Here is a 20,291-nt window from a genome sequence, read left to right as displayed (position 1 = left end):
AGGAGTATCGGATTATGAAAAAGATATTTACATTCATCTGCCTGAGCTGCTTTCTGATGTCTACCGCATCAGCCAGCACCATTGTAAGGCATGAACGCACGGTGAACAATCCGGAAACCAGGATCGAAACCGAGATTGAACGTCCCACCCCGTTTACCCATCCTGCGGAAGAACCTGTTGTTGAACCGGCGCCCCAGGAAGAACGACCGCCAGAAACAGCACCTGAAAACCCACCCACAGACAAGCATACGGATAGCACGCCCCAGCCGGAAAAAGGCATCCAGCCCCCTGTCAAACCCAAGGAACCGGAATTGCCCCCCAAACCGGACTATGTCGTCTCCACTGCAGATAAATTCCTGGGGACGGAAAAGCCTGCTGCCAATCCTTGGCTGCGTCAAGGGAGTAATAATACCTATAACTATAACGATAGTATTTTCCTCTATGGCGGTAAGGAACAGGCGGAGGAATATGTGATTGCCCTGCGCGCTCAGACGCACAAAAACAATCCTGCCGTCAAATACAACTTCTTGATCATCATGCTGGGACGCGGACAGGATCAGGAGGCCATGCTCGATAATGTAACGCTGCCTGTCCTGGTCTTCACCGATGGCAATAATGAAAGCCAAAAGCAGTTCTACAGTACCTGGATGAAGAACCAGCAGTCCCTGATGCTGCGTATCGATGGCGATATCCGGGATAAGATCATCGCCGCAGAAAAACTGACGATAAAGCTGAACACTGCCGCCGGAACCAAGGATATTCCACTCCCTGACAGTGTCCATCAACAATGGAAGGATCTCATCGAACTAAAATAAACCACTACGGCGGAATCCATCCCGTCCATATCCCTCAACCGAAAAATGGCTGTTGCATACGTGATATCTCACGCCTGCAACAGCCATTTTTCCATGCCAATTTCATAGCGCATATCTATTATATTAATTAATATTTTATATTTGTCTTTTCTAGTTAATAGTTTATAATTATAAGTATTACAAAAACGATTTAAATATCACAAAAACTCACATAAAATGTAAACCGTAACAAAATATACAGCATTATGGTGACGATAACGTTAAAATATACCCATAACAGAAGGGAAGGATTCATATGCCTAACGTAAACGAAGAAGCTTTAGCATTACATAAAGACCATCAAGGAAAACTGGCCGTGACCAGCAAAGTTCCTGTAGAAAATTCCCATGATCTGACCTTGGCTTATAGTCCCGGCGTAGCCGCTCCCTGCCTCGCCATCAAGGAAGATAAGCGCAAGGCCTATGACTACACCAGCAAGGGTAACCTCGTCGGCGTAGTAACCAACGGTACAGCTGTATTGGGTCTGGGCAACATCGGCGCGCAGGCGGGTATGCCCGTAATGGAAGGCAAAGCCATTCTCTTCAAGAGCTTTGCCGGCGTGGATGCTATCCCCATTGGCCTGAACACCCAGGACCCGTTTGAAGTGATAAAGGCAGTTCAGCTCATGGCCCCTAGTTTCGGCGGTATCAATCTAGAAGACATCAAAGCACCGCAATGCTTCGATATCGAAAAGGAACTGAAGAAGACATTGGACATCCCCGTATTCCATGATGACCAGCATGGCACGGCCATCGTGGTTGTATCAGCCCTGATCAACGCCTTCAAGATTGTCGGCAAGGACTTTGCCACGGCCAAGTTCGTCATCAATGGCGCCGGGGCTGCCGGACAGGCCATCACCCGCCTGATCCACAGCATGGGCGGCCGCAATATCATCCTCTGTGATTCCCGTGGAGCCATCTATGAAGGCCGTCCTAACGGCATGAATCCCTACAAAGATGATATTGCCAAAATCACCAATCCGAAACATGAGGCAGGACCCCTCAACGCCGTGATCCGCAAGGCGGATGTCTTTATTGGCGTGTCCGTGGCGGGCTGTGTCACCCAGGATATGGTGCGCACGATGGCCCCGGATGCCATCGTCATGGGCATGGCCAATCCCGAACCGGAGATCCTTCCCCATCTGGCCAAGGAAGCCGGGGCCCGCATTGTCTGCACAGGCCGCAGCGACTTCCCCAACCAGGTCAACAACCTGCTGGCCTTCCCTGGCATCTTCCGTGGGGCGCTGGACGTACAGGCCAGCACCATCAACGAGGAAATGAAGATGGCCGCCGCCAAGGCCATTGCCTCCCTGATCAAGCCGGCAGAACTGGACGAAGAACACGTCATCGCCAGCCCCTTCAACCCGGAAGTTGCCCCCACTGTAGCCGCTGCCGTAGCCCATGCCGCCCGCCAGAGCGGCGTAGCCCGCAACTGGAATATCACGCCGGAAATGGTAGCTGAACATACCAGAGAACTGTTGAAAAAATAAATTGCCCTACCAAAAAGTCCGTTGGAATCAGCAGCATTGACTGATTTCAACGGACTTTTTTTAGATTTTATTTAGAGATACTGCACCATTTCCTTGAGGTCACGGGAGGCTTCATGGAGCGGCGCAGGTTTAGCATCCTCTGCCGCATAGCCCAGAGGCATAAGCAGGACCAGCTGCTCATTGTCAGGCAGCTCGAATGCCTTGGCGATTTCCGAGGGGGCGAAATAATTGACCCAGCAGGAGCCGATTCCCAGTTCCCAGGCCGCCAGCATCATATGGGTGGCGGCTATGCTGATATCCTGAACACCTGCATAGACGCCGGCTTCCAAAGGATTCTGCCATTCCAGATTCTTATCACAGGTAATCATAAGCACAGTCTTCGCACCGAAAATACACTTGCAAAGGCCATTGATTTTCGCCAGTGCTTCCTCACTCTGGAGCACATAGACCTTCTGGGGCTGTTTGTTGCAGGCCGTAGGCGCCAAGCGGCCAGCTTCGAGAATAACATCCAGCTTTTCCTGCTCCACCGGCTGATCCGTAAACTTGCGGACGGAAAAACGCTCCTGGGCCAGTTTCATGAAATCCATACATATCCCTCCTGTAAATTTGCAATACTACAATTAAATTTTACCACTCTCAATGAATATATTCAAGAAAAAATGACGACAGATTCCCTCATCGCCATTGGCTATCCACATATTATTATATTTTTCCCTTCAATGCCACATAGAAGGCCTCGCGACATTTGATCGACTAAAATTTTATAGCAAAAAGAGGAATCATAATGATTCCTCTTTCCAATTCGAGAATAGGCGGGGTGACAATCCCGCATCTCCTAATCAGGGTATCCCCTTCCGGCGACGGCTGCCCGTTCCGTCCTCTGCTTCTCTTATTACTTAAATTCTAATTCACTTTGCAGATTTTGTCAAATCCTTTAAGGTGCCCTTCTTTATAAAGTTTCTTACGCGATTTGCATTTAACACATATAATGAGCGTGCATAATATCGCCCTTTTAATGATATGCGTACGGCAACCTTTACAAAATCATCATTATCGATCCTGTACTCACGCACAAACTCTATAGAATCATCTTTGGGATTTCGACCAACATAATCAGGATTTTTTAGAATATCTTCCTTAAATTCTCCATATTTGTCATAATCACCAGGATGACTTTGTTTCATATGCTTGATATTACTCTCTCCTATAAATATAGGAGTATTTTCTGCAACATCTAACCCCAAAGCATCTATAACTGATTTACTAAAATGAGCTATAGGCTTCATCCTTAGTCGTCCTTCTGCTCCAGCGTCGCCATGGATGCCACTTTGTCATTTTCTGCCGTAGTCATGAGCTTGACGCCCTGCGTATTGCGGCTGATGACGGAGATATCGGACACGTTGGTGCGGATCACAATGCCGTCCGTAGTGATGAGCATGAGTTCGTGTTCAGGGCGGACAACCTTGATGCCTACTACATAGCCAGTCTTTTCCGTGACCTTCATGTTGATGAGGCCTTTGCCGCCACGGGTCTGAGCCCGGTATTCATCCGTGCTCGTGCGCTTGCCGTAGCCGCATTCCGTGACCGTGAGGACTTCGGAATTGCGCACGAGGATATCCATGCCCACAACTTCATCGCCCATGGACAGAGTGATGCCCTTGACACCGCGGGCCGTTCTGCCCATGGCACGCACATCATCCTCGGAGAAGGCAATGGCCTTGCCGAGCTTCGTGCCCAGCATCAGATAGCTTTCGCCATCCGTGAACTTGACGCCCATGAGCTCGTCATCATCATCAAGATTGATGGCATTTAGACCGTTGCGGCGCAGATTGCTGAACTCAGACAAGGACGTCTTCTTGACGATACCCTTGCGGGTAGCCATGAAGAGATAACGATCCGGTTCAAAGCCCTTGACCTGAATGACTGCCGTAATCTTCTCGCCCTGATCCAGCTGCAGGAGATTGATGATAGCCGTGCCTTTGGCGGTGCGGCTGGATTCAGCAATCTCGTAAGCCTTGAGGCTGTATACGCGGCCGCGGGTCGTGAAGAACAGGATGGTATGATGCGTCGTGGTGATCAGCAGATTTTCCACGAAATCCGTTTCCTTCGTGCCCATGCCCTTGATGCCCTTGCCACCACGGTTCTGGCGGCGATAAGTATCCAGCGGCATCCGCTTGATATAGTTATTATGGGTGAGGGTAATCACCACATCTTCTTCCGCAATCAGATCTTCCACATCGATTTCAGATGTATCGATGGTGAGCTTCGTGCGGCGGTCATCACCGAACTTGTCCTTGACAGCCGTGAGCTCTTCCTTGATGATGCCCAGGATTTTCTGTTCATCAGCGAGGATGGCCTTGAAGTTTTCGATTGCTTTCAAGGTTTCTTGATATTCTTCCTCAATCTTTTCCCGTTCCAGACCGGTCAGGCGCTGCAGACGGAGGTCAAGGATTGCCTGTGCCTGCTTATCGGAGAGCTTGAAGCCCGTCATCAGAGCTTCCTTGGCGATGTCTGCCGTACGGCTCTCACGGATGGTCGTGATCACCGCATCGAGATGGTCGAGGGCGATGGTCAAACCTTCCAGGATATGTGCGCGTGCTTCGGCCTTTTTCAATTCGTACTGAGTACGGCGGGTGATGACCTCTTCCTGATGCTTGATGTAGTAATGGAGCACCTGCTTGAGGTTGAGTACCTGCGGCTTGCCGTCCACGAGTGCCAGCATGATGACACCGAAGCTGTCCTGCAGCTGCGTGTGCTTGAAGAGCTGGTTCAGGATGACATTGGCATTGGCATCGCGGCGCAGATCGATGACGATATGCATGCCATTGCGGTCCGATTCATCGCGCAGGTCGGTAATGCCCTCAATCTGCTTGTCACGGACGAGCTGAGCAATCTTTTCAATCAGACGTGCCTTGTTGACCTGATACGGAAGTTCCGTAACCACGATACGCGGCTTGCCGTTGCTCATGGTCTCGATATGAGCATTGGCACGCATTTTCACGATGCCGCGGCCCGTCGTATAGGCCTGCTTGATGCCTTCTTTGCCCAGGATAAGGCCAGCCGTCGGGAAGTCCGGTCCCTTAATGACCGTCATGAGTTCCTCGATGGTGGTCTCCGGATTATCGATAAGCATCAACGTACCGTCAATGACCTCCCGCATATTATGCGGCGGGATATTGGTAGCCATACCAACCGCGATACCGGAGGTACCATTGACCAGAAGCTGCGGGAACTTCGCCGGCAACACAGACGGCTCCTTCAAGGATTCATCATAGTTCGGTACGAAATCAACCGTTTCCTTGTCAATGTCCTGCAACATCATCTCGGAAATCTTGGACATGCGGACTTCCGTATAACGCATAGCAGCGGCGGGGTCACCGTCTACAGAACCGAAATTGCCGTGGCCGTCAGCCAGCATGTAGCGCATGGAGAAATCCTGCGCCATACGTACGATGGCATCATAAACCGAAGTATCACCATGCGGGTGATATTTACCCAAAACTTCACCGACGATACGAGCGGATTTCTTATAGGGCTTCCCAGAGCCCATGCCCGATTCCTGCATGGCGTAGAGAATACGGCGGTGTACCGGCTTCAAGCCGTCCCGCACATCTGGCAGGGCACGAGCTACGATAACGCTCATCGCATAGTCGATGTAGCAATTCTTCATCTCGTGTTCCAAATTGACGGGGACTATTTTTCCCTGTTCAAACTCCACAATCTCACCTCAAAATCTTGCTTTCATTATCTAAAAAATATATATCGATTGACAAAATTACCATCCTACAATTATATCATTATTTAGCCCAAAAAGCAAAAATGCGCTATTCCTATTTGGTTTCTGCTGCCCGTTCAGTCAGATAAGCAATATCTTTAAGGGGATTTTCATAGATGGTCAGCCCTGCCACCCCAAAAGTATCGAATTGGGCATCACGCAAACCCAGCTGATCATGATAGAATGCCTGTAAGATGGCATCCGTGCTTTCATCCTGATGGGACGGCATGCTGATTTCATTGCCATCAGCATCTACCAGCCGCGCCGCAATGATAATGCCTGTAAACTTAATATCAGCGCCGTTGATTTGAATACAGACAGGGCTATTGGGGGCATAGATGATACCACGGAAATCCTCTTCCAGATTCAGCACCACCGTCCGGGACTTCCGGCCTTTCCCACGATCGCCATCCTGGTCCACAGGACCATCATAAAAGAACAGCATCGGTCGATAGATATAGTTTCCGGACCCATCCTGTACCGTATTATCAGCCCTGATATTGATGGTAATATCCCGAATGGAGTTGGTCACAAAATTGCTGCCCGATTGCTGGTTATATTCTTCACTTTCAATGCGAATAAACAGCGGGTCCTGCAGATTGCGGTCACCATTTACATCATAAGAGATATCCGTCTGGGGTAAATGGGCCACATCACGCACCTCATAAGCCTGATCCACATTGATGACCGATTCAATCCTCTGCCGGACGAGCTGCTGGGCACCGGCTTCTCCAAAGGTGTTTTTCAGCAGGTTGAAAAAATCCTGCCAATTTTTGACACCACCCTCACTTAACGACACTAAATTGCCATCATTATCGTAAATCTGCCAGTTGGTGAACTTCATCTTATGATTGTTGAAATAATTTTTTACAGCCGTGTCCCCCCAGCCCGCTAAAGTATCCAGATCCCAATTATCTTCCAATTTCGTACTGCTTATGATATCCGGCTTAAAATTGATCAGCAGATGCTTCATGCCATTTGTCAAGGAATCATCCCCATTCAACGTGAAGATCTCCTGACGCGATCCATCCGCAAAATAGGAAACACCCTTATTGGTGAAACTGATGGACTTGATATAATCGTAGCTCTTGCCGGGGTTCTCCTTCTGCAAAGCCTGAAAACTGGCGACGGTCTCCAGATCTGCAACATCTTTCATCTGGTCCAGCAGGCTTTTGCCGCTCAGGTCCGCAGACCCCTTAGCCTTTGCCATAGCCCAGGCCTGCACATTGACCTTCCAGTCTTTTGGCAGGAAAGACGCTGGCAAAAACAGCTTGGCAAAGGTAAAATCGATAGCCTCCGATAGCTCCACCTCATAATAATAATTCTGCACCCTGCCTGCCAGTCTGGGATCTTCTTTATCCAATATGACAATACGCAAATCGGTCAGGAGACCATCTGCCCCACCACTGCCCTTGGCAAGAATTACATTCGCCGCCCTGTCAGCCTCAGCCTTCACCGCTGAATACAGTGAACTGCTGCTGGCAGGGATATCTTCCACCTTTACCAGCCGGGCACGTCCATTTCCCACCTTTGCCACTCCGGCCAGAGCTGCCGCATCAGCCTCGCTCTGCAGCGAGGATTTATGCATATAAGCCCGGCCGAAATCAATGGCGATTCCTGAAAAAAACACCAACAGGGGCAGCATGAGAGCGACAAAGACCAATACTGTCCCCTTTTCCTGCTGCCGTTTCGCCCTCATGTCTTCTCCCCCTATCATTGTACGATGATATCAAACATACCATCCGCTTCATAGCGGAGCCATTCTACTGGATTCGTATTATTTTTCTTTTTGTTGCGGGTAGCCCAGATCCGGACACTGGTGGCATTTTGATTGCTATCCCAAGTAAACGCACAACGGACGCTGACCGCATACTCACCAGCTTCATGCTCCTCATCGTGTAAGACCCCGGAGGGGTCAATCAGGTCATCCGAGAAAAAATAACGGGAATTCGAGGTCATACTCTTATCATTCGTATTCTGCTCGGTATAATTTCCCTGCATCCAATTGATAATATCCTGGGGATGTGCCTTAGCATTATCGAACTTTGTTTTCACCTGGGCATTCTCCCCATCCCCGGTATTCTTGATGTAATAGTCAAACAGCAGCATGCACTGACTCAACCCCTTGTTCGGATTATAAGCCGCAAAACCGCTGTCAATATTCGTTCCCGTATTATCCAGCATAGACCTGATGGTTTCCTTATTCTTGCCCAAAAAAGCTCTGGCCAGATTCTCCAAAGCCGTCTGATCCATAACGATACGCTCATTGTTGTCAATTTTCCGGAGTTCTTCATTGGAGATCGTGCCATAAGTCGATACAGCCTGACTATAAGTGGGTGTGCCTTGCAAATATGACACCACTTTTTCATATAAAGTCTGTGAATGCAGATCAAGGCCGGAATTGTAGATAATGCCAACAATCCCCAATATGAAGACAACCACCAAGGCAAACTCGGTCAATACCTGACCGGTCTCATTTTGCAGGCTTGTCTGCAGTTTTTTTCTGAACGGTCCCATACTACCTGCTCCCTTCTTCCTGCTATCACTTCCCCAGAGCTTTTAACAACGTCAGAGCGGAAGGAAGGACAACAATCACAAAAATCGAAGGAAAAATAAACAGAATCATGGGGAAGAGAATCTTGACGGGCGCCTTCAGGGCAGCAGCACGTACCGTCTGCCGATGACGATCTCTTATATTGTCGGCCTGCTGTTTTAACGTGCGGGACATGCTTGTCCCTAAATGTTCAGCCTGAATGACGGACGCTGTAAACAGGTACATTTCCTCCAAATCACAGCGTCGGGCCAATTGGGTCAGCGTCCGCTGGCGATTCATCCCCAGGCTCATATCCCTGAGCATCCGCTTGAACTCATCTGTCAGCGGCCCCTTCATGCGGTACACGATTTTAGCCACGGCACCATCAAAAGACAGGCCAGCCTGCACGCTGACACACAGAAAATCCAGAAATTCAGGCAATTGTTTGCGCAATATCGCCTGCCGGCGACGAATGGCAGATTGTAACAGGACAAAGGGTACTGCGGCCCCTAAAAACAGACCAATCGCCACAATGGCAATCTTCTGGGTAAAGTGAGAGGTTCCCATAAAGTAAATCCCCAAAATAGCCAGCACGCCGCCCAAAGCCACTGCTAACACCCAGCCAGCCGCTAAGCGCCGCACACTCCAGGTCTCCTGTACCCCCAGATGCAGCAACATATTCTCCATCATGGCATTGAGTTCCCGCGGAGCAAAATGCATGAGCCAATTCTCGATGGCCGTCACCATAGGCTGAACGATACGCTCACGGAAGGATTTATCCCGTAAGTAATGGGAATCATCCTTAGGATCCATGAATACATCCTTGCGCTTTTGTTTCTTATGCGCCGCCCGCTGTGCTTCCGCCTCAGCGATCATCCGCTCCAAATGCAGCTGCGTCTGCATCTGTGGCCTGCGGGCAGTATATACCAGAAGTGAGAGCAGCAGCATAGACAACGCTGTCACTACGAGCGCCAATAAAAAAATCATCCTGCTCCCTCCTTAATTTTTGTTAAAGATATCTTTCGGCAATTCCACACCATGGATACGGAATTTGTCCATACAAGCAGGCTGCAAGCCCGTTGCTTCAAAATGGCCCACCGACTTGCCTTCATTATCGATATAATCCTGCACATAACGGAAGAGTTCCTGCAGGATTATGGTATCCCCCTCCATCCCCTGCACCTCTGTAATATGGGTGATTTTGCGGCTGCCATCCTGCAGACGGGACTGTTGGATAATGATATTGATGGCCGAGGCAATCTGATTGCGGACGGCCCGCACCGGCAGTTCCATGCCCGCCATCAAGGTCATGGTTTCCAGACGGGACAAAACATCACGAGGACTATTGGCGTGCGCTGTCGTCAGGGAACCATCATGACCGGTATTCATGGCCTGCAGCATGTCCAGTGCTTCCCCGGAACGGACTTCACCGACGATGATCCGGTCAGGGCGCATACGCAAGGCATTGCGTACCAAATCGCGAATGGTCACCGCCCCGGTTCCCTCAATATTGGCAGGTCTCGATTCCAGCGTCACCACATGGCGCTGCTGCAGCCTCAGTTCAGCAGCATCCTCAATCGTGACAATACGCTCCCGGGCAGGAATGAAGGAAGACAATATATTCAGGGTCGTGGTTTTGCCGGAACCAGTACCGCCGGCCACCAAGATATTCAGCCGTGCCTTGACGCAAGCTTCCAAAAAGACAGCCATCGGCTCGCTCATGCTGCCAAAGCCCACCAGATTCTCCACGGACAAGGCCTGTTGCGAAAATTTACGGATGGTCACCGTCGGCCCAATCAGGGATAAGGGGGGGATGATGATATTGACACGAGAACCATCGGACAGACGCGCATCCACCAAGGGCGAAGACTCATCCACGCGGCGTCCTAAAGGCGCCAGAATGCGCTCGATAATATTCATCAAATGCGCTTCATCATAAAAACGGGTATCTGACAACAGCAGTTTGCCTTCGCGTTCCACAAAAACATCTTTGGGGCCGTTGATCATGATTTCCGTAATGGTCGGGTCTTTCAGCAGCGGTTCCAAGGGCCCCAGCCCCAAAAGCTCATCGCAGATATCATCCACCAGCACCATACGCTCTGCCCGGGATAAGCCATAAGTATTGGTGGCCATCTCCCGTTCAAAATAGGCTGAAATCAGATTCTTGATCTGCTCTCTGGCTTCCTTCCCCTGTGCGATCAGCTGTTGTTCTGCCACCGTCATTTCATCCACAATCCGCCGGTGGATCGCTAATCTAAGCTCCTGTATCTGATCGATCTGCACCATTGCCGAACGCCGTCCGGCAAAGGCAGACGCCGCCTGCGGCTGAACATTTTCATTATTGTCGAGCAAGCGGGAATAGGTTTGTGTATGACTTTCTTCCTGCTTGGGCGCTGCCGAAGGTACTGTTTTCCGCTGGCTGCCAACTTCTTTGAATGCATCTTCTTTCGTTCTTCCCAAACGCTTTAACAGCGACATATCAACCCCACCTTATACAGATTTTCCCCTAAGCAGCATTTTTATTTATGATGAACCTGACGATGATTCTCCGGGAATTTCTTTTTCCAGCGGCATTGTGCATTGCAAGGTTTCCAACGTCTCCGGCAAGGGAATAATCGTCCCCAAAACATCGTCATTCCGGATGAAATTCACCGTCACCTTGACGAAGTCACCATCCGCCCCGGATTCGATTGCCGCCGAAAACTCGGCATGATAAAGTTTCGTCAGGGGATCTGCATACTCATTTCCATTGCTGCCATTAAGTCTCTCTACGCTGGCCGCCCGCTTATCCGCTTTCTGCAAGGAAATATCACGGGCCGCTTCCCTGACAGCCGTACTGTATTGCAGATAATCCGCATAAGCAAAACCGCCGTATATCATGCCCAGGATCAAGCTGAGAAACAAGGGGATGATCAACGCAAATTCCACTACTGATTGCCCTTTCTGACTCGCCACCGTCTCACCTCCTAAGACATGCCTGAGTAAAAAAGAGGGTAGCTCTTGTCAAGCCAACTATGCTGACCCCCTAAGAGTTACCCCCTCTGGTCACTCCGTGACCATCTCCCCCTAAAGGGGGCGACATCTTCTGTTTTATTTCGCTAAATGTCACTTATTCCCCAGGACCTGCATCTTTGATGGCATCGCCAGTATCCTTGAACAAGTCTGTGATGGCTTTACCAATGTCGCCATCAGATTTCAAAGCAACCACAGCGATAGCCACCACAAATGCCAGAATCAAAGCATACTCCACTATGCCCTGACCCTTGGATGACAATTTAGCAGATAACATAACGCGAATATAGTCCAACATTTCTGCCACATCCTTTCCTCAACCAAAGAATCAAAATATATTATGCGTCTATATTGACAATCCTTTGGATTACCAAATAGCCGATAACCTCCAGAATAAAGGAGCCAATCAATGCCATGCGCCCAAAGGGATGATTCACCAAAAACAGCAGTTGCTCCGGTCTGAAGATATAGAGCAGCAAGGCCATAATCCAGGGCAAAACCAAAAGCACCCAGGCCGATAGCCGCCCCTGTGCCGTCAGGGAAAAAATCTCCCGCTTCATCCGCACACGATCCTGAATCGTATCACTGATACTGTCCAGGATCTGTGCCAGATTACCGCCTACTTCCCTTTGAATCAGCACAGCTGTTACCATCAAATCCAAATCGGCACTGCCCACCCGGCGGCTCAAAGCCTCCAAGGCAGCTTCTAACGGTACGCTCATGCCGACTTCCCGGGATACCTGTGCAAACTCCTCACTGATGGGCGGTTCCATTTCCTCGACCACCACATCCACCGCCTGCGGAAAACTATATCCTGCCCGCAAGGCATTCGCCACGGTAGTGAGACAATCCCCCAGCTGTTCCGTGAAAGCGTTGCGGCGCTGATAGATACGCCAGGAAACCAATCCCCAGATACAAGTAGCCGCCAGAACGCCCCATAACAGGGAAACGCCAAAATTCAAGGTCAGCATCCACACAATCAGGCAAACAACACCAGCACTACCTGCTAGTAAAATCATAAATTCGCCACCCAATAGGGGAATTCCTGCCTGCCGCATCCGAAAATCTAAAGCCTGCACAGGCCCACGCTCGGCAATTGGCGAAGCGGCACGGCTCAAAAAACTGCGCACGCGTTCAAACAGATAAGGCTGATCCGCCGCTGCATCTCCCGCCCGGATGACTTTATGACGGCGCAAGCGGTAATAGATATTCAAGCGCCGGATATGCTGCACATAGACTATAGCGATAAGTACCAACAGAAAGGCCGCCAAGGCGGCAATCATCGCTGCCAGGATAACCAAAAGCCCTCACCTCCTGCCTTGAACAATATCTTCCGCCAGACCAGCCAAAGATTGCACGAAAGGAGTATGTTCCGGCAAATCCTTCATGATGCGGCCACTGCCAGTCACATCCGTTATGCGTCGTTCCAAGGGCAGGAGCATCGTGATGGAACGCCCTAATTCCGCCTCCAGCTTCGCTTGATGCGCAGGCGTACAAGGTTCTACGCCAGAAAATACAGGATAAACATGTTTCCCATAAGTGTCCCAAATATGGAACATCTTAAGTGAACGCTTCATATGCCGCACCTCATGTCCGCTGTTGAGCATGGAAATCAGAATATCTGTATCGGCGCATTCAGCCAAGGCCAGGGATATGGGATTGAAACCTGTTGGCAAATCCAGCAATACATAGCGGAACAGGCTGCCCGCCATCCGTACCACATCGATGAGCCTGTCTGCCTCGACCAATTCAGCATGTTCCGGCTGCAAGGGCCCGCTCATAATCCAAACGCCATGACCTACGGGATGAAAATAAGGTTCCAAGGTAGCCGGATTCAATAACTTGACATCATGAGTAGCCTCTACTACATTATGCTGCGGCACCGCATCAAAGAACATCGCCACATCCCCGAACTGTAAATCCGCATCGATAAGCGCTACGGACTCACCGCTTTTCTTCGCCAACTCAATAGCCAATACGGCAGCCATCGTAGTCTGCCCGGCATGACCTTTAGGACTGAAGAAGGCCAGTGTACGGGTGGGCAAAGGCTGTCCCCGCCGCTTGGCAATATCCAGCGCTTTTAGGATATCCGCGGTGCGAAAGGGTTTCAAAATGCAGCCACAAGCCCCTGCTGTCAATAGCAGCTCAGCCACATCCGCCTTCCAGTTTTCCATCAGGCCGATGACCTGCGCTTTGGGATAATCCTGGATAAAACTGGGAACCAGATCCACCGCACGCGGATCGTCAACATCCAATAAGAACAAGGTGGGCCGGAAAACACTGCTCTGTCCAAAAGCCATTTCCACGTCATGGTATGTAGAGGCCAGATCGAAGGAATTATCAGCTTTCAGGCTGCCTGCCATCAGCGACAGCAGATCTGCGTTTCTCTCCACAAGAATCACACGATAAATCAAATCTGCCACCTGCCTTTACCTTGTCTTATACATTGGTACCTTGATCCTTTTATCCAGGAGCCAGGAAAGCCAGCGTTTCTTTTCCGTTTTTTGTTGCTCAAGCTGCTGGGAAGCAGATCTTTGGCGGTTGGTGAATTTGCCCACCAGATGCCAATAGCTCTGCGTCAGTGGTGACAATGGCACCGAATACATCAGCGGCCTGCCCATGCGGATAGAATGCGTAAGCGCCTGATAATCGTAAGGCAGATGATGATAGAATTCTGCTCCCAATAAGCGCTCGACATCCCTGGCCTTGATATAGCGCTCCGAATCCGCCTTATTTTCCACGAGACAGATTTTCCGTTGTTCATAGTCAAAGCGCAAGAGCGTATCATAACCGACCTTATAATTCTTCACCGACGGTAAAAAATCCATTACGCCCAAAAAAACAATCATGGTGCTCATGTCCAGCATCGACAGATTCAAGGTGCTGAACACCGCTGTCATATCCAGGACGATAAAATTAAATCCCCGCATGGAATTGATGATTTTCTCCACAGCTTCCACGCTGACCTGATAGGCATCATTGATTTCCCTCGGAGGCGGCAAAACGGCAAAGGAAGTATCTCCGCATTTATATTCCGTCAGGTAATCATCAATGCGGAATCTCTCTTCATCCTGCACGATAGCCTTCTGGGCATCTGCCAACGTGACATCACTTACCAGATCCAGATACCCCATGACATCACCGAACTGCAGGTCCAGGTCGACCAGGCAAGTGCGATAACCTTCGTCAGCCAGACCTGCTGCCAGATTGATAGCTGTTATCGTTTTGCCACAGCCAGAGGATGTACTGAACACAGCAATAATGATACTTCTATGTCCTTCCATACACACGACCACTCCTTCCTCAGCTTATTTTCATTTCCTGGGAAGAACATCCCGGCGCAAATATTTGCCGAGCAGAGAGTCATCATCCTGAGCCATCTCCGCGGCAGGCGTATGGATATCCTTTTTGTCCTGATCTTTATCCTCTTGCCCCTTCTCAGCTCCATCATCATCCTGTGACAGGTCTTCATTGAGATCTACCTGCTTCTGGGCTGCTTTTTCCTGCCGGCCCTTATCATATAAGCCTTTCATTTCACCCGACATACCGGCCACCGAAGCGCTTTCCTCCGTTACCAGGGTCGGTGTCACCAAAATGATCAATTCCTGCTTATCCTTGTTATGCGACGTATATTTAAAGAATTCTCCCAAAATGGGCATATCCCCTAAGAAAGGAAACTTGCGTACAATCTTGTAATCCCGGGAATCCATCAGGCCTCCAATGACCATCGTAGAACCAGAGGCCACCGTCACGACAGCATCCGCCCGCCGCCGGTCCAGGATGGGCTGCTTGTCTACAGATTCACCACTGGGCATGCTCACTTCCGTATGAATGGACGATACAATGCGATTCTCCGCATCCACGACTGGTTTGAACTGCAGGATGATACCATAATCCTTGAACTCCGTATTAGGATTCCCATTGCCGTCCCGCGTAGTATAAGGAATCTCACCCCCCACCTGGATGATGGCCGCCTCGCCGCTCATGGTGGTAATGCTGGGGCGGGAAAGGATTTTCGCCCGGTTCTGGCTGACCAGGGCCCGCAGAGCCATATTGATGCCGCCGCGATGTTCCGTCAACCATTTCCAGGGATTATTCCCAAATCTCGTCCCATTGGTACCATAAGATTCACCAGCGTAAAAAACCCCTGGTGTACTCAACAGATTGGAACCGGCATCATGACCATAGACAAAACCCAGATCCTTGTCTTCCTTCGGATTGATGGCGATAACCTGCGCCTCCAATTTGATTTGGGATGGATGACGCATATGCAAGAGATCAATAACAGAGCCAGTCGACACCATGTTATTCACACCCATGTTATTGCCAGTCCTTTGGTCATTGGCGGCCTTCGTAGCCATCTGCACGCTGGTATTGCTGCCAACGCTGATATTGCCTTCATGATCCGCATTTTTTACAAAGAGCTGCGCTGTCCGCACGGCATAATTGCGTTCGTACTGATTTTCCACAGTGCCGGACAGGAGGACTTTGCCATCTACCATCTTCACCCGCACGCCCGGCAGGTTTATGGCTTCCTGAATCACCCTTGCCTGTCCCACATCCTCCGGAGAGACCCCCACGATATATTCATAACGGGAACCATCCAATGTCCAGACAAACAAGGAAGTCGTCCCTGCCTTGTGCGCCACCACCAAGAATTCAGTCTTGGAAGAAGGAACCTGCACAATCGTTGCGATATCCGGATCGCCAATGGCAATCCTGGTTATAGATGATGGCATGGATACATATCGGGAGCTATGCACTCCCACCGACAGCAGATCTGCTGCCAAAGCTGAATTCCACAGGCAACAGCCTGCCAGTAAACCAGTTATCAATCCCCTTAATTTTCCCATAAAGCCGACCACCCTCAATTTGCAACTACTTTATCACCCTGAATGATTTCATATCCTGCTGAACGCGGCGCCGGTGAAGCAGCGGCTCTGGGAGCAGCTGACGGAGCAGCCGGTGCCGGCTGATAAACGACTGGCGGTGATGTCCTGACAGGTTCAGGTGCTGAAGCCGCCGCCGCAACTTTTTCCGATTTCGTCGTGTAGGTGTTCAGAAAATTTCCCGTATCATTCGTATGGAACGGACGAAGTGCCAGATAGATCTCCCCCACAGCGGCAGCGGATATAAGCTGGAGCATATCGTCAGGCTGCAAAGCCAGCGTCGCAATCGCCGGTTTCCCCTTGAGCTTTGCTTTATCCGTTTTGTTGCCGTCTTTTTCCTGCGCAGTGTCCTGATTAATCCCCAACAGCAGGACATCTTTCAGTAAGAAACGGCTGGTCGCGCCAGCATTGTCTTTTTGCACCAGGATCACATCCACATAATCCCCCGGTTTGGCAAAGCCAGCTACACCAGTGATCTCGCTGATTCCCACGGAAACAGCCCGGCAGTTATCCGGAATCTCTCCGACAAACCCCGTTTTATTCTTATCTACAACCAATTTGGACAAGGTTATGACATCACCGGCATATATCGTGGATGCCGCCGGCTGGCCGACAATCTCATGGGTGCTCATCATCGCCCCTCGTGGGATTGCGTCAACAGGAACATCCCGCATCTCCAGCATATCTTCCTGGATCACCGTACGGGCAGGTATGTCCTCCCGGGCCATTACGACCTGTGTGGTAGCAACCTGTGTGGCCGGCACTGTCTTCTTCACCGTTTCCGTATTACTGACCAGACCTGTCAAGGCAAAGTAAACGGCGAAAAACATCACTACCGCTGTTCCCCCGGCCAGCAACAACAACTGTCTGGGCTGTAAATCATTGAGTACATCCATAAGCTTGGAAAACATTGGCATCACCTTCGCTTCAACATCTGATTTTGCTGCAAAAGCATAAAAATTGTCTGTATAATTCTAACAATATAACTTTTTCTTTATTATACCACCTAGCCTGCCCTTCCGCAATAATTCCGTTTCTTGAAAGCAAACAATTGTCTCTATAAAAAATATTTTTTCAGATTTTATTCACAAAACACTTTTATCCATAGCCAAAATCCATTATTAGCGTTATAATATTATAAATATCAAAATTGTCGGATAATCTATAAAAAGAGGTGCTGCAGAATGAATAGAAAAAGCATTCATAAAAAATTACTGTTGCTTTTGATCATGATGGGTATGCTTCCCCTTTTATCGGTTCTTGTTTACGGCGGCCTCCGTGTCACGGAAAACATGGAGGATCACGCCCAGGAAACCGGCTGGATGAACAATAATATCATCAGTGAACATCTGACCAATCTATTGCAGAATAATTTTTATGCCCTGCATACGCTGGCCAGTACCCCGACAATCAGAAATTACCTGAAAAATCCCAATCCTGCAGACGAAGAACTCATCAAGCAGATGCTCCGTAACAATGATGAACTCTTCCATGACAAAAATCTCACCGCCGTCACGGATGCCAAAGGTCTGCAACTCATCCGCAGTGATAATACTCCCAGGGTCAATATATCTCAGCGCCGTCACTTCCAGGAAGCCATATCCGGAAAAGCCTTTGTCTCGGATATGATGATCAGTATGTCCACGGGAAAGATGATCGTCGTATTGTCTGTGCCGATTTTCGACGAAAAGAAACAGCCGATTGGTGCATTGCAGCGGAATTTCAGCCTGGACAGCTTCGATCAGTTTGTGAAGTCCCAAAGCGAAAATGAAATATCCAGTATCGTCATGGACCGGGAAAATAAGATCATTGCGCATTCCTCCAACAATATCAATGCCGGTGATGATGTTGATGACTATAAGCAATTTGTCCGCCTCATGACCGAAGATTCCGGAATGACCCGTACAGAACTCCACGGCAAGGAACATATCATCACATATACCCATCACCCGTTGACAGGTTGGTTCATTGTCACAGCCCAGCCCTGCAGCGTCATCTATCAGCAGATCAATCGGGAAATCGCCCTTGCAGGCTCGATGGGTATATTGCTCCTGATCATTGTCAGCCTGATTGCCAACACAATCGCCAGCCGCCTTACGACACCCATCCGAAAAATCTGCCAGGTCATCACGAACATCGTCAAGGGAAAAGATGACAACATCCAGCTCGATATCCTTTCCGAAGATGAAATCGGTGAAATGGCCATGGCCATCAACGAAATCCGTGCTATGCGCCATAATCTCAAACAATCCGCCGAAATCGACACACTGACAGGCCTGAACAGCAGAGCAGCCGTCGAAGCGGAATGCCGCAAGCGCCTGCAGGAATATGAAGAGTCCCTCACGCCCGGCATGCTTGCCATTTTCCTTATCGATCTGGACAACTTCAAGAAAGCCAGCAAAGATGAAGGACATCAATACGGTGACCGCATCTTGCAAAAATTTGCCCAGGGTTTGAAAGAGCTGTTCCGCGCCTATGATTGTGTAGGACATCTGGATGGAGATGAATTCGTCGTCATCATCGATCATCAATCCGATCTGGAAATCATAAAGCGCAAGGCGTCAGAAATCAACCAAATGTCCAGAAGCATCATCCTGCAGGGTGATAACATAAACCTCACGACCAGCATCGGCATCGCTATCGCGCCCCAAAACGGCAAGACCTATAATCATCTCTTCCATGCCGCTGACCTTGCCTTGTTTGCTGCCAAGGAAAGAGGACGCAACTGCTTTGTTATCGCCGGTGAAGACGAAGGCGAATTCGATAATCTGAAAAAATAACCAGTAAAATAAGCCTTCCCCAGGGAATGATTCCCAGGGGAAGGCTTATTTCATTTGCCTATGATCCTGTCGTAAATATATCCTTCTCGGACCCCTGAATCACTATAGGTGATCCAATGGCTTTGAAAGCGCCTGGCTAACACATTGGCAATCACCAGTCCAGGAATGATGGTATGGATGCGTTCCGGTACGGAGCGCATCAAAGCCACAGTCATTTCCTGGGTCAGGCCCAGATCTGTAACAAAGGTACTGATGAGCGTACGGATATTCTTCGTCTCCAGCCGGCGGTTGGCTGCAGGCAAGTTGAAGATCTCATTGTTCAAGGCACAAGCCCCTTTGAATGTTCCCCCAATCCCTACGATCTCAGCCTCACAGACATTGAAAAAATCCGCCGCCGCCCCAATGGTGGTCTCGGCCTCACCGTACATTTCCATGCATTCACTCATGGTGGGCAGTATGGAGCTGACATATTTTTTCGCAAACCCCAAAGAGCCAATGGGCAGGCTGGTCTTGTGCTGGATCTGCCGGTCACGGTAAGTCACGATCTCCGTGCTTCCCCCACCAATATCAATGAGCAGGCCGGAGGCATTGTTCAGGCTATGCGTAGCACCAATGAAATCCAGCGTGGCTTCCTCGTCGCCGCTGATAACCTGTATACTGATGCCCGTGCGCCTTTCAATCTCCCCTACAGCCTCCCGGCTGTTGCGGGCATTGCGCAAAGCAGCCGTAGTAAAAGCTGCCACATTGGTTATCTTAAAACAATGCAGCATTTTCTTATATTCCTGCAGGATTTCCACCGCCCGCTCAATTCCCTCGGGCTGCATGACACCATCTTCCACATAAGAGGCGAGGCCGACTGTATGTTTCCGCTTCATCAGCTGCTCAAAATGTCCGCCCTCAATCAGATAAACGGCCATGCGGATGGTATTGGACCCAATATCAATTATCCCGTGCAGCAT

General features: G+C 49.8%; 18 protein-coding genes. 3 read left to right on the top strand and 15 right to left on the bottom strand.

Translation table 11 applies throughout. The features are described from left to right. The first annotated feature begins 14 nt into the window (after positions 1–14). Together BUB68_RS02520 and BUB68_RS02515 are read left to right on the top strand one after the other, a co-directional pair. A complete protein-coding gene (locus BUB68_RS02520) occupies positions 15–815 on the top strand; it encodes a hypothetical protein (protein ID WP_073088231.1) in 801 nt (266 codons plus the stop codon). 295 nt (positions 816–1,110) lie between these two features. After that, the gene (locus BUB68_RS02515; protein ID WP_073088230.1) at positions 1,111–2,343 is read left to right on the top strand and encodes an NAD(P)-dependent malic enzyme; all 1,233 of its coding nucleotides are present in this window, start codon (positions 1,111–1,113) and stop codon (positions 2,341–2,343) included. A gap of 71 nt (positions 2,344–2,414) precedes the next feature. Here the strand turns inward: BUB68_RS02515 and BUB68_RS02510 are convergent, their stop codons facing one another. The 14 genes from BUB68_RS02510 to cpaB form a co-directional block, all read right to left on the bottom strand. Then, a complete protein-coding gene (locus tag BUB68_RS02510) occupies positions 2,415–2,930 on the bottom strand; it encodes a nitroreductase family protein (protein ID WP_073088229.1) in 516 nt (171 codons plus the stop codon). A 321-nt stretch (positions 2,931–3,251) separates the two neighbouring features. Next, positions 3,252–3,629 (bottom strand): PBECR3 domain-containing polyvalent protein, encoded by a 378-nt coding sequence (locus tag BUB68_RS02505; protein ID WP_073088228.1) that lies wholly within the window; start codon positions 3,627–3,629, stop codon positions 3,252–3,254. A gap of 2 nt (positions 3,630–3,631) precedes the next feature. Further along, positions 3,632–6,061: a DNA gyrase subunit A gene (gene gyrA, locus BUB68_RS02500; RefSeq protein WP_073088227.1), complete on the bottom strand. Its 2,430-nt coding sequence runs from the start codon at positions 6,059–6,061 to the stop codon at positions 3,632–3,634. A 112-nt stretch (positions 6,062–6,173) separates the two neighbouring features. Beyond that, entirely contained in the window at positions 6,174–7,817 is a 1,644-nt protein-coding gene (locus BUB68_RS02495) for a TadE/TadG family type IV pilus assembly protein (RefSeq protein ID WP_073088226.1), read from the bottom strand. A 14-nt stretch (positions 7,818–7,831) separates the two neighbouring features. After that, positions 7,832–8,635, bottom strand: a complete 804-nt coding sequence (locus BUB68_RS02490; RefSeq protein ID WP_073088225.1) for a hypothetical protein — start codon at positions 8,633–8,635, stop codon at positions 7,832–7,834. Between the two features lie 25 nt (positions 8,636–8,660). Next, entirely contained in the window at positions 8,661–9,638 is a 978-nt protein-coding gene (locus BUB68_RS02485) for a type II secretion system F family protein (RefSeq protein WP_073088224.1), read from the bottom strand. 12 nt (positions 9,639–9,650) lie between these two features. Continuing rightward, on the bottom strand, positions 9,651–11,129 hold the full coding sequence (locus BUB68_RS02480; RefSeq protein ID WP_143188061.1) for a TadA family conjugal transfer-associated ATPase: 1,479 nt from the start codon (positions 11,127–11,129) through the stop codon (positions 9,651–9,653). Between the two features lie 45 nt (positions 11,130–11,174). Then, positions 11,175–11,606, bottom strand: coding sequence for a TadE family protein (locus BUB68_RS02475; protein WP_073088223.1), 432 nt, complete (start codon positions 11,604–11,606; stop codon positions 11,175–11,177). Positions 11,607–11,760: 154 nt separating this feature from the next. Next, the gene (locus BUB68_RS02470; RefSeq protein ID WP_073088222.1) at positions 11,761–11,961 is read right to left on the bottom strand and encodes a hypothetical protein; all 201 of its coding nucleotides are present in this window, start codon (positions 11,959–11,961) and stop codon (positions 11,761–11,763) included. Positions 11,962–12,001: 40 nt separating this feature from the next. Continuing rightward, positions 12,002–12,964, bottom strand: a complete 963-nt coding sequence (locus BUB68_RS02465; protein ID WP_081371823.1) for a type II secretion system F family protein — start codon at positions 12,962–12,964, stop codon at positions 12,002–12,004. 6 nt (positions 12,965–12,970) lie between these two features. Next, on the bottom strand, positions 12,971–14,086 hold the full coding sequence (locus BUB68_RS02460; RefSeq protein WP_143188060.1) for a CpaE/TadZ family protein: 1,116 nt from the start codon (positions 14,084–14,086) through the stop codon (positions 12,971–12,973). A gap of 6 nt (positions 14,087–14,092) precedes the next feature. Further along, a complete protein-coding gene (locus tag BUB68_RS02455; RefSeq protein WP_073088221.1) occupies positions 14,093–14,947 on the bottom strand; it encodes a CpaE/TadZ family protein in 855 nt (284 codons plus the stop codon). 30 nt (positions 14,948–14,977) lie between these two features. Then, positions 14,978–16,516 carry a type II and III secretion system protein family protein gene (locus tag BUB68_RS02450; protein ID WP_081371821.1) on the bottom strand — a complete coding sequence of 513 codons (1,539 nt, stop codon included), beginning with the start codon at positions 16,514–16,516 and terminating at the stop codon, positions 14,978–14,980. Positions 16,517–16,530: 14 nt separating this feature from the next. Continuing rightward, on the bottom strand, positions 16,531–17,463 hold the full coding sequence (cpaB, locus tag BUB68_RS02445) for a Flp pilus assembly protein CpaB (RefSeq protein ID WP_073088219.1): 933 nt from the start codon (positions 17,461–17,463) through the stop codon (positions 16,531–16,533). Between the two features lie 273 nt (positions 17,464–17,736). Between cpaB and BUB68_RS02440 the strand changes: the two genes are divergently transcribed. Next, positions 17,737–19,332, top strand: a complete 1,596-nt coding sequence (locus BUB68_RS02440) for a sensor domain-containing diguanylate cyclase (RefSeq protein WP_073088218.1) — start codon at positions 17,737–17,739, stop codon at positions 19,330–19,332. 50 nt (positions 19,333–19,382) lie between these two features. Here BUB68_RS02440 and BUB68_RS02435 read toward each other — a convergent pair whose 3' ends face one another. Next, complete coding sequence (locus tag BUB68_RS02435; RefSeq protein ID WP_073088217.1) at positions 19,383–20,291, bottom strand: Ppx/GppA phosphatase family protein; 909 nt, start codon at positions 20,289–20,291, stop codon at positions 19,383–19,385.

The sequence above is a fragment of the Pseudoselenomonas ruminantium genome (assembly GCF_900142515.1).
Lineage (GTDB): Bacteria > Bacillota > Negativicutes > Selenomonadales > Selenomonadaceae > Selenomonas_A > Selenomonas_A ruminantium_D.
This window is presented reverse-complemented; position numbering and strand designations above follow the sequence as displayed.

Excerpts from the sequence above, each read along its gene's own strand:
- BUB68_RS02440 (WP_073088218.1), top strand. The coding sequence starts at position 17,737 with ATGAATAGAAAAAGCATTCATAAAAAATTACTGTTGCTTTTGATCATG.
- BUB68_RS02495 (WP_073088226.1), bottom strand. The coding sequence starts at position 7,817 with ATGAGGGCGAAACGGCAGCAGGAAAAGGGGACAGTATTGGTCTTTGTC.
- BUB68_RS02515 (WP_073088230.1), top strand. The coding sequence starts at position 1,111 with ATGCCTAACGTAAACGAAGAAGCTTTAGCATTACATAAAGACCATCAA.
- BUB68_RS02470 (WP_073088222.1), bottom strand. The coding sequence starts at position 11,961 with ATGTTGGACTATATTCGCGTTATGTTATCTGCTAAATTGTCATCCAAG.
- BUB68_RS02455 (WP_073088221.1), bottom strand. The coding sequence starts at position 14,947 with ATGGAAGGACATAGAAGTATCATTATTGCTGTGTTCAGTACATCCTCT.
- BUB68_RS02480 (WP_143188061.1), bottom strand. The coding sequence starts at position 11,129 with ATGTCGCTGTTAAAGCGTTTGGGAAGAACGAAAGAAGATGCATTCAAA.
- BUB68_RS02435 (WP_073088217.1), bottom strand. The coding sequence starts at position 20,291 with ATGCTGCACGGGATAATTGATATTGGGTCCAATACCATCCGCATGGCC.
- BUB68_RS02485 (WP_073088224.1), bottom strand. The coding sequence starts at position 9,638 with ATGATTTTTTTATTGGCGCTCGTAGTGACAGCGTTGTCTATGCTGCTG.
- BUB68_RS02505 (WP_073088228.1), bottom strand. The coding sequence starts at position 3,629 with ATGAAGCCTATAGCTCATTTTAGTAAATCAGTTATAGATGCTTTGGGG.
- BUB68_RS02450 (WP_081371821.1), bottom strand. The coding sequence starts at position 16,516 with ATGGGAAAATTAAGGGGATTGATAACTGGTTTACTGGCAGGCTGTTGC.
- BUB68_RS02510 (WP_073088229.1), bottom strand. The coding sequence starts at position 2,930 with ATGGATTTCATGAAACTGGCCCAGGAGCGTTTTTCCGTCCGCAAGTTT.
- BUB68_RS02490 (WP_073088225.1), bottom strand. The coding sequence starts at position 8,635 with ATGGGACCGTTCAGAAAAAAACTGCAGACAAGCCTGCAAAATGAGACC.
- BUB68_RS02520 (WP_073088231.1), top strand. The coding sequence starts at position 15 with ATGAAAAAGATATTTACATTCATCTGCCTGAGCTGCTTTCTGATGTCT.
- cpaB (WP_073088219.1), bottom strand. The coding sequence starts at position 17,463 with ATGTTTTCCAAGCTTATGGATGTACTCAATGATTTACAGCCCAGACAG.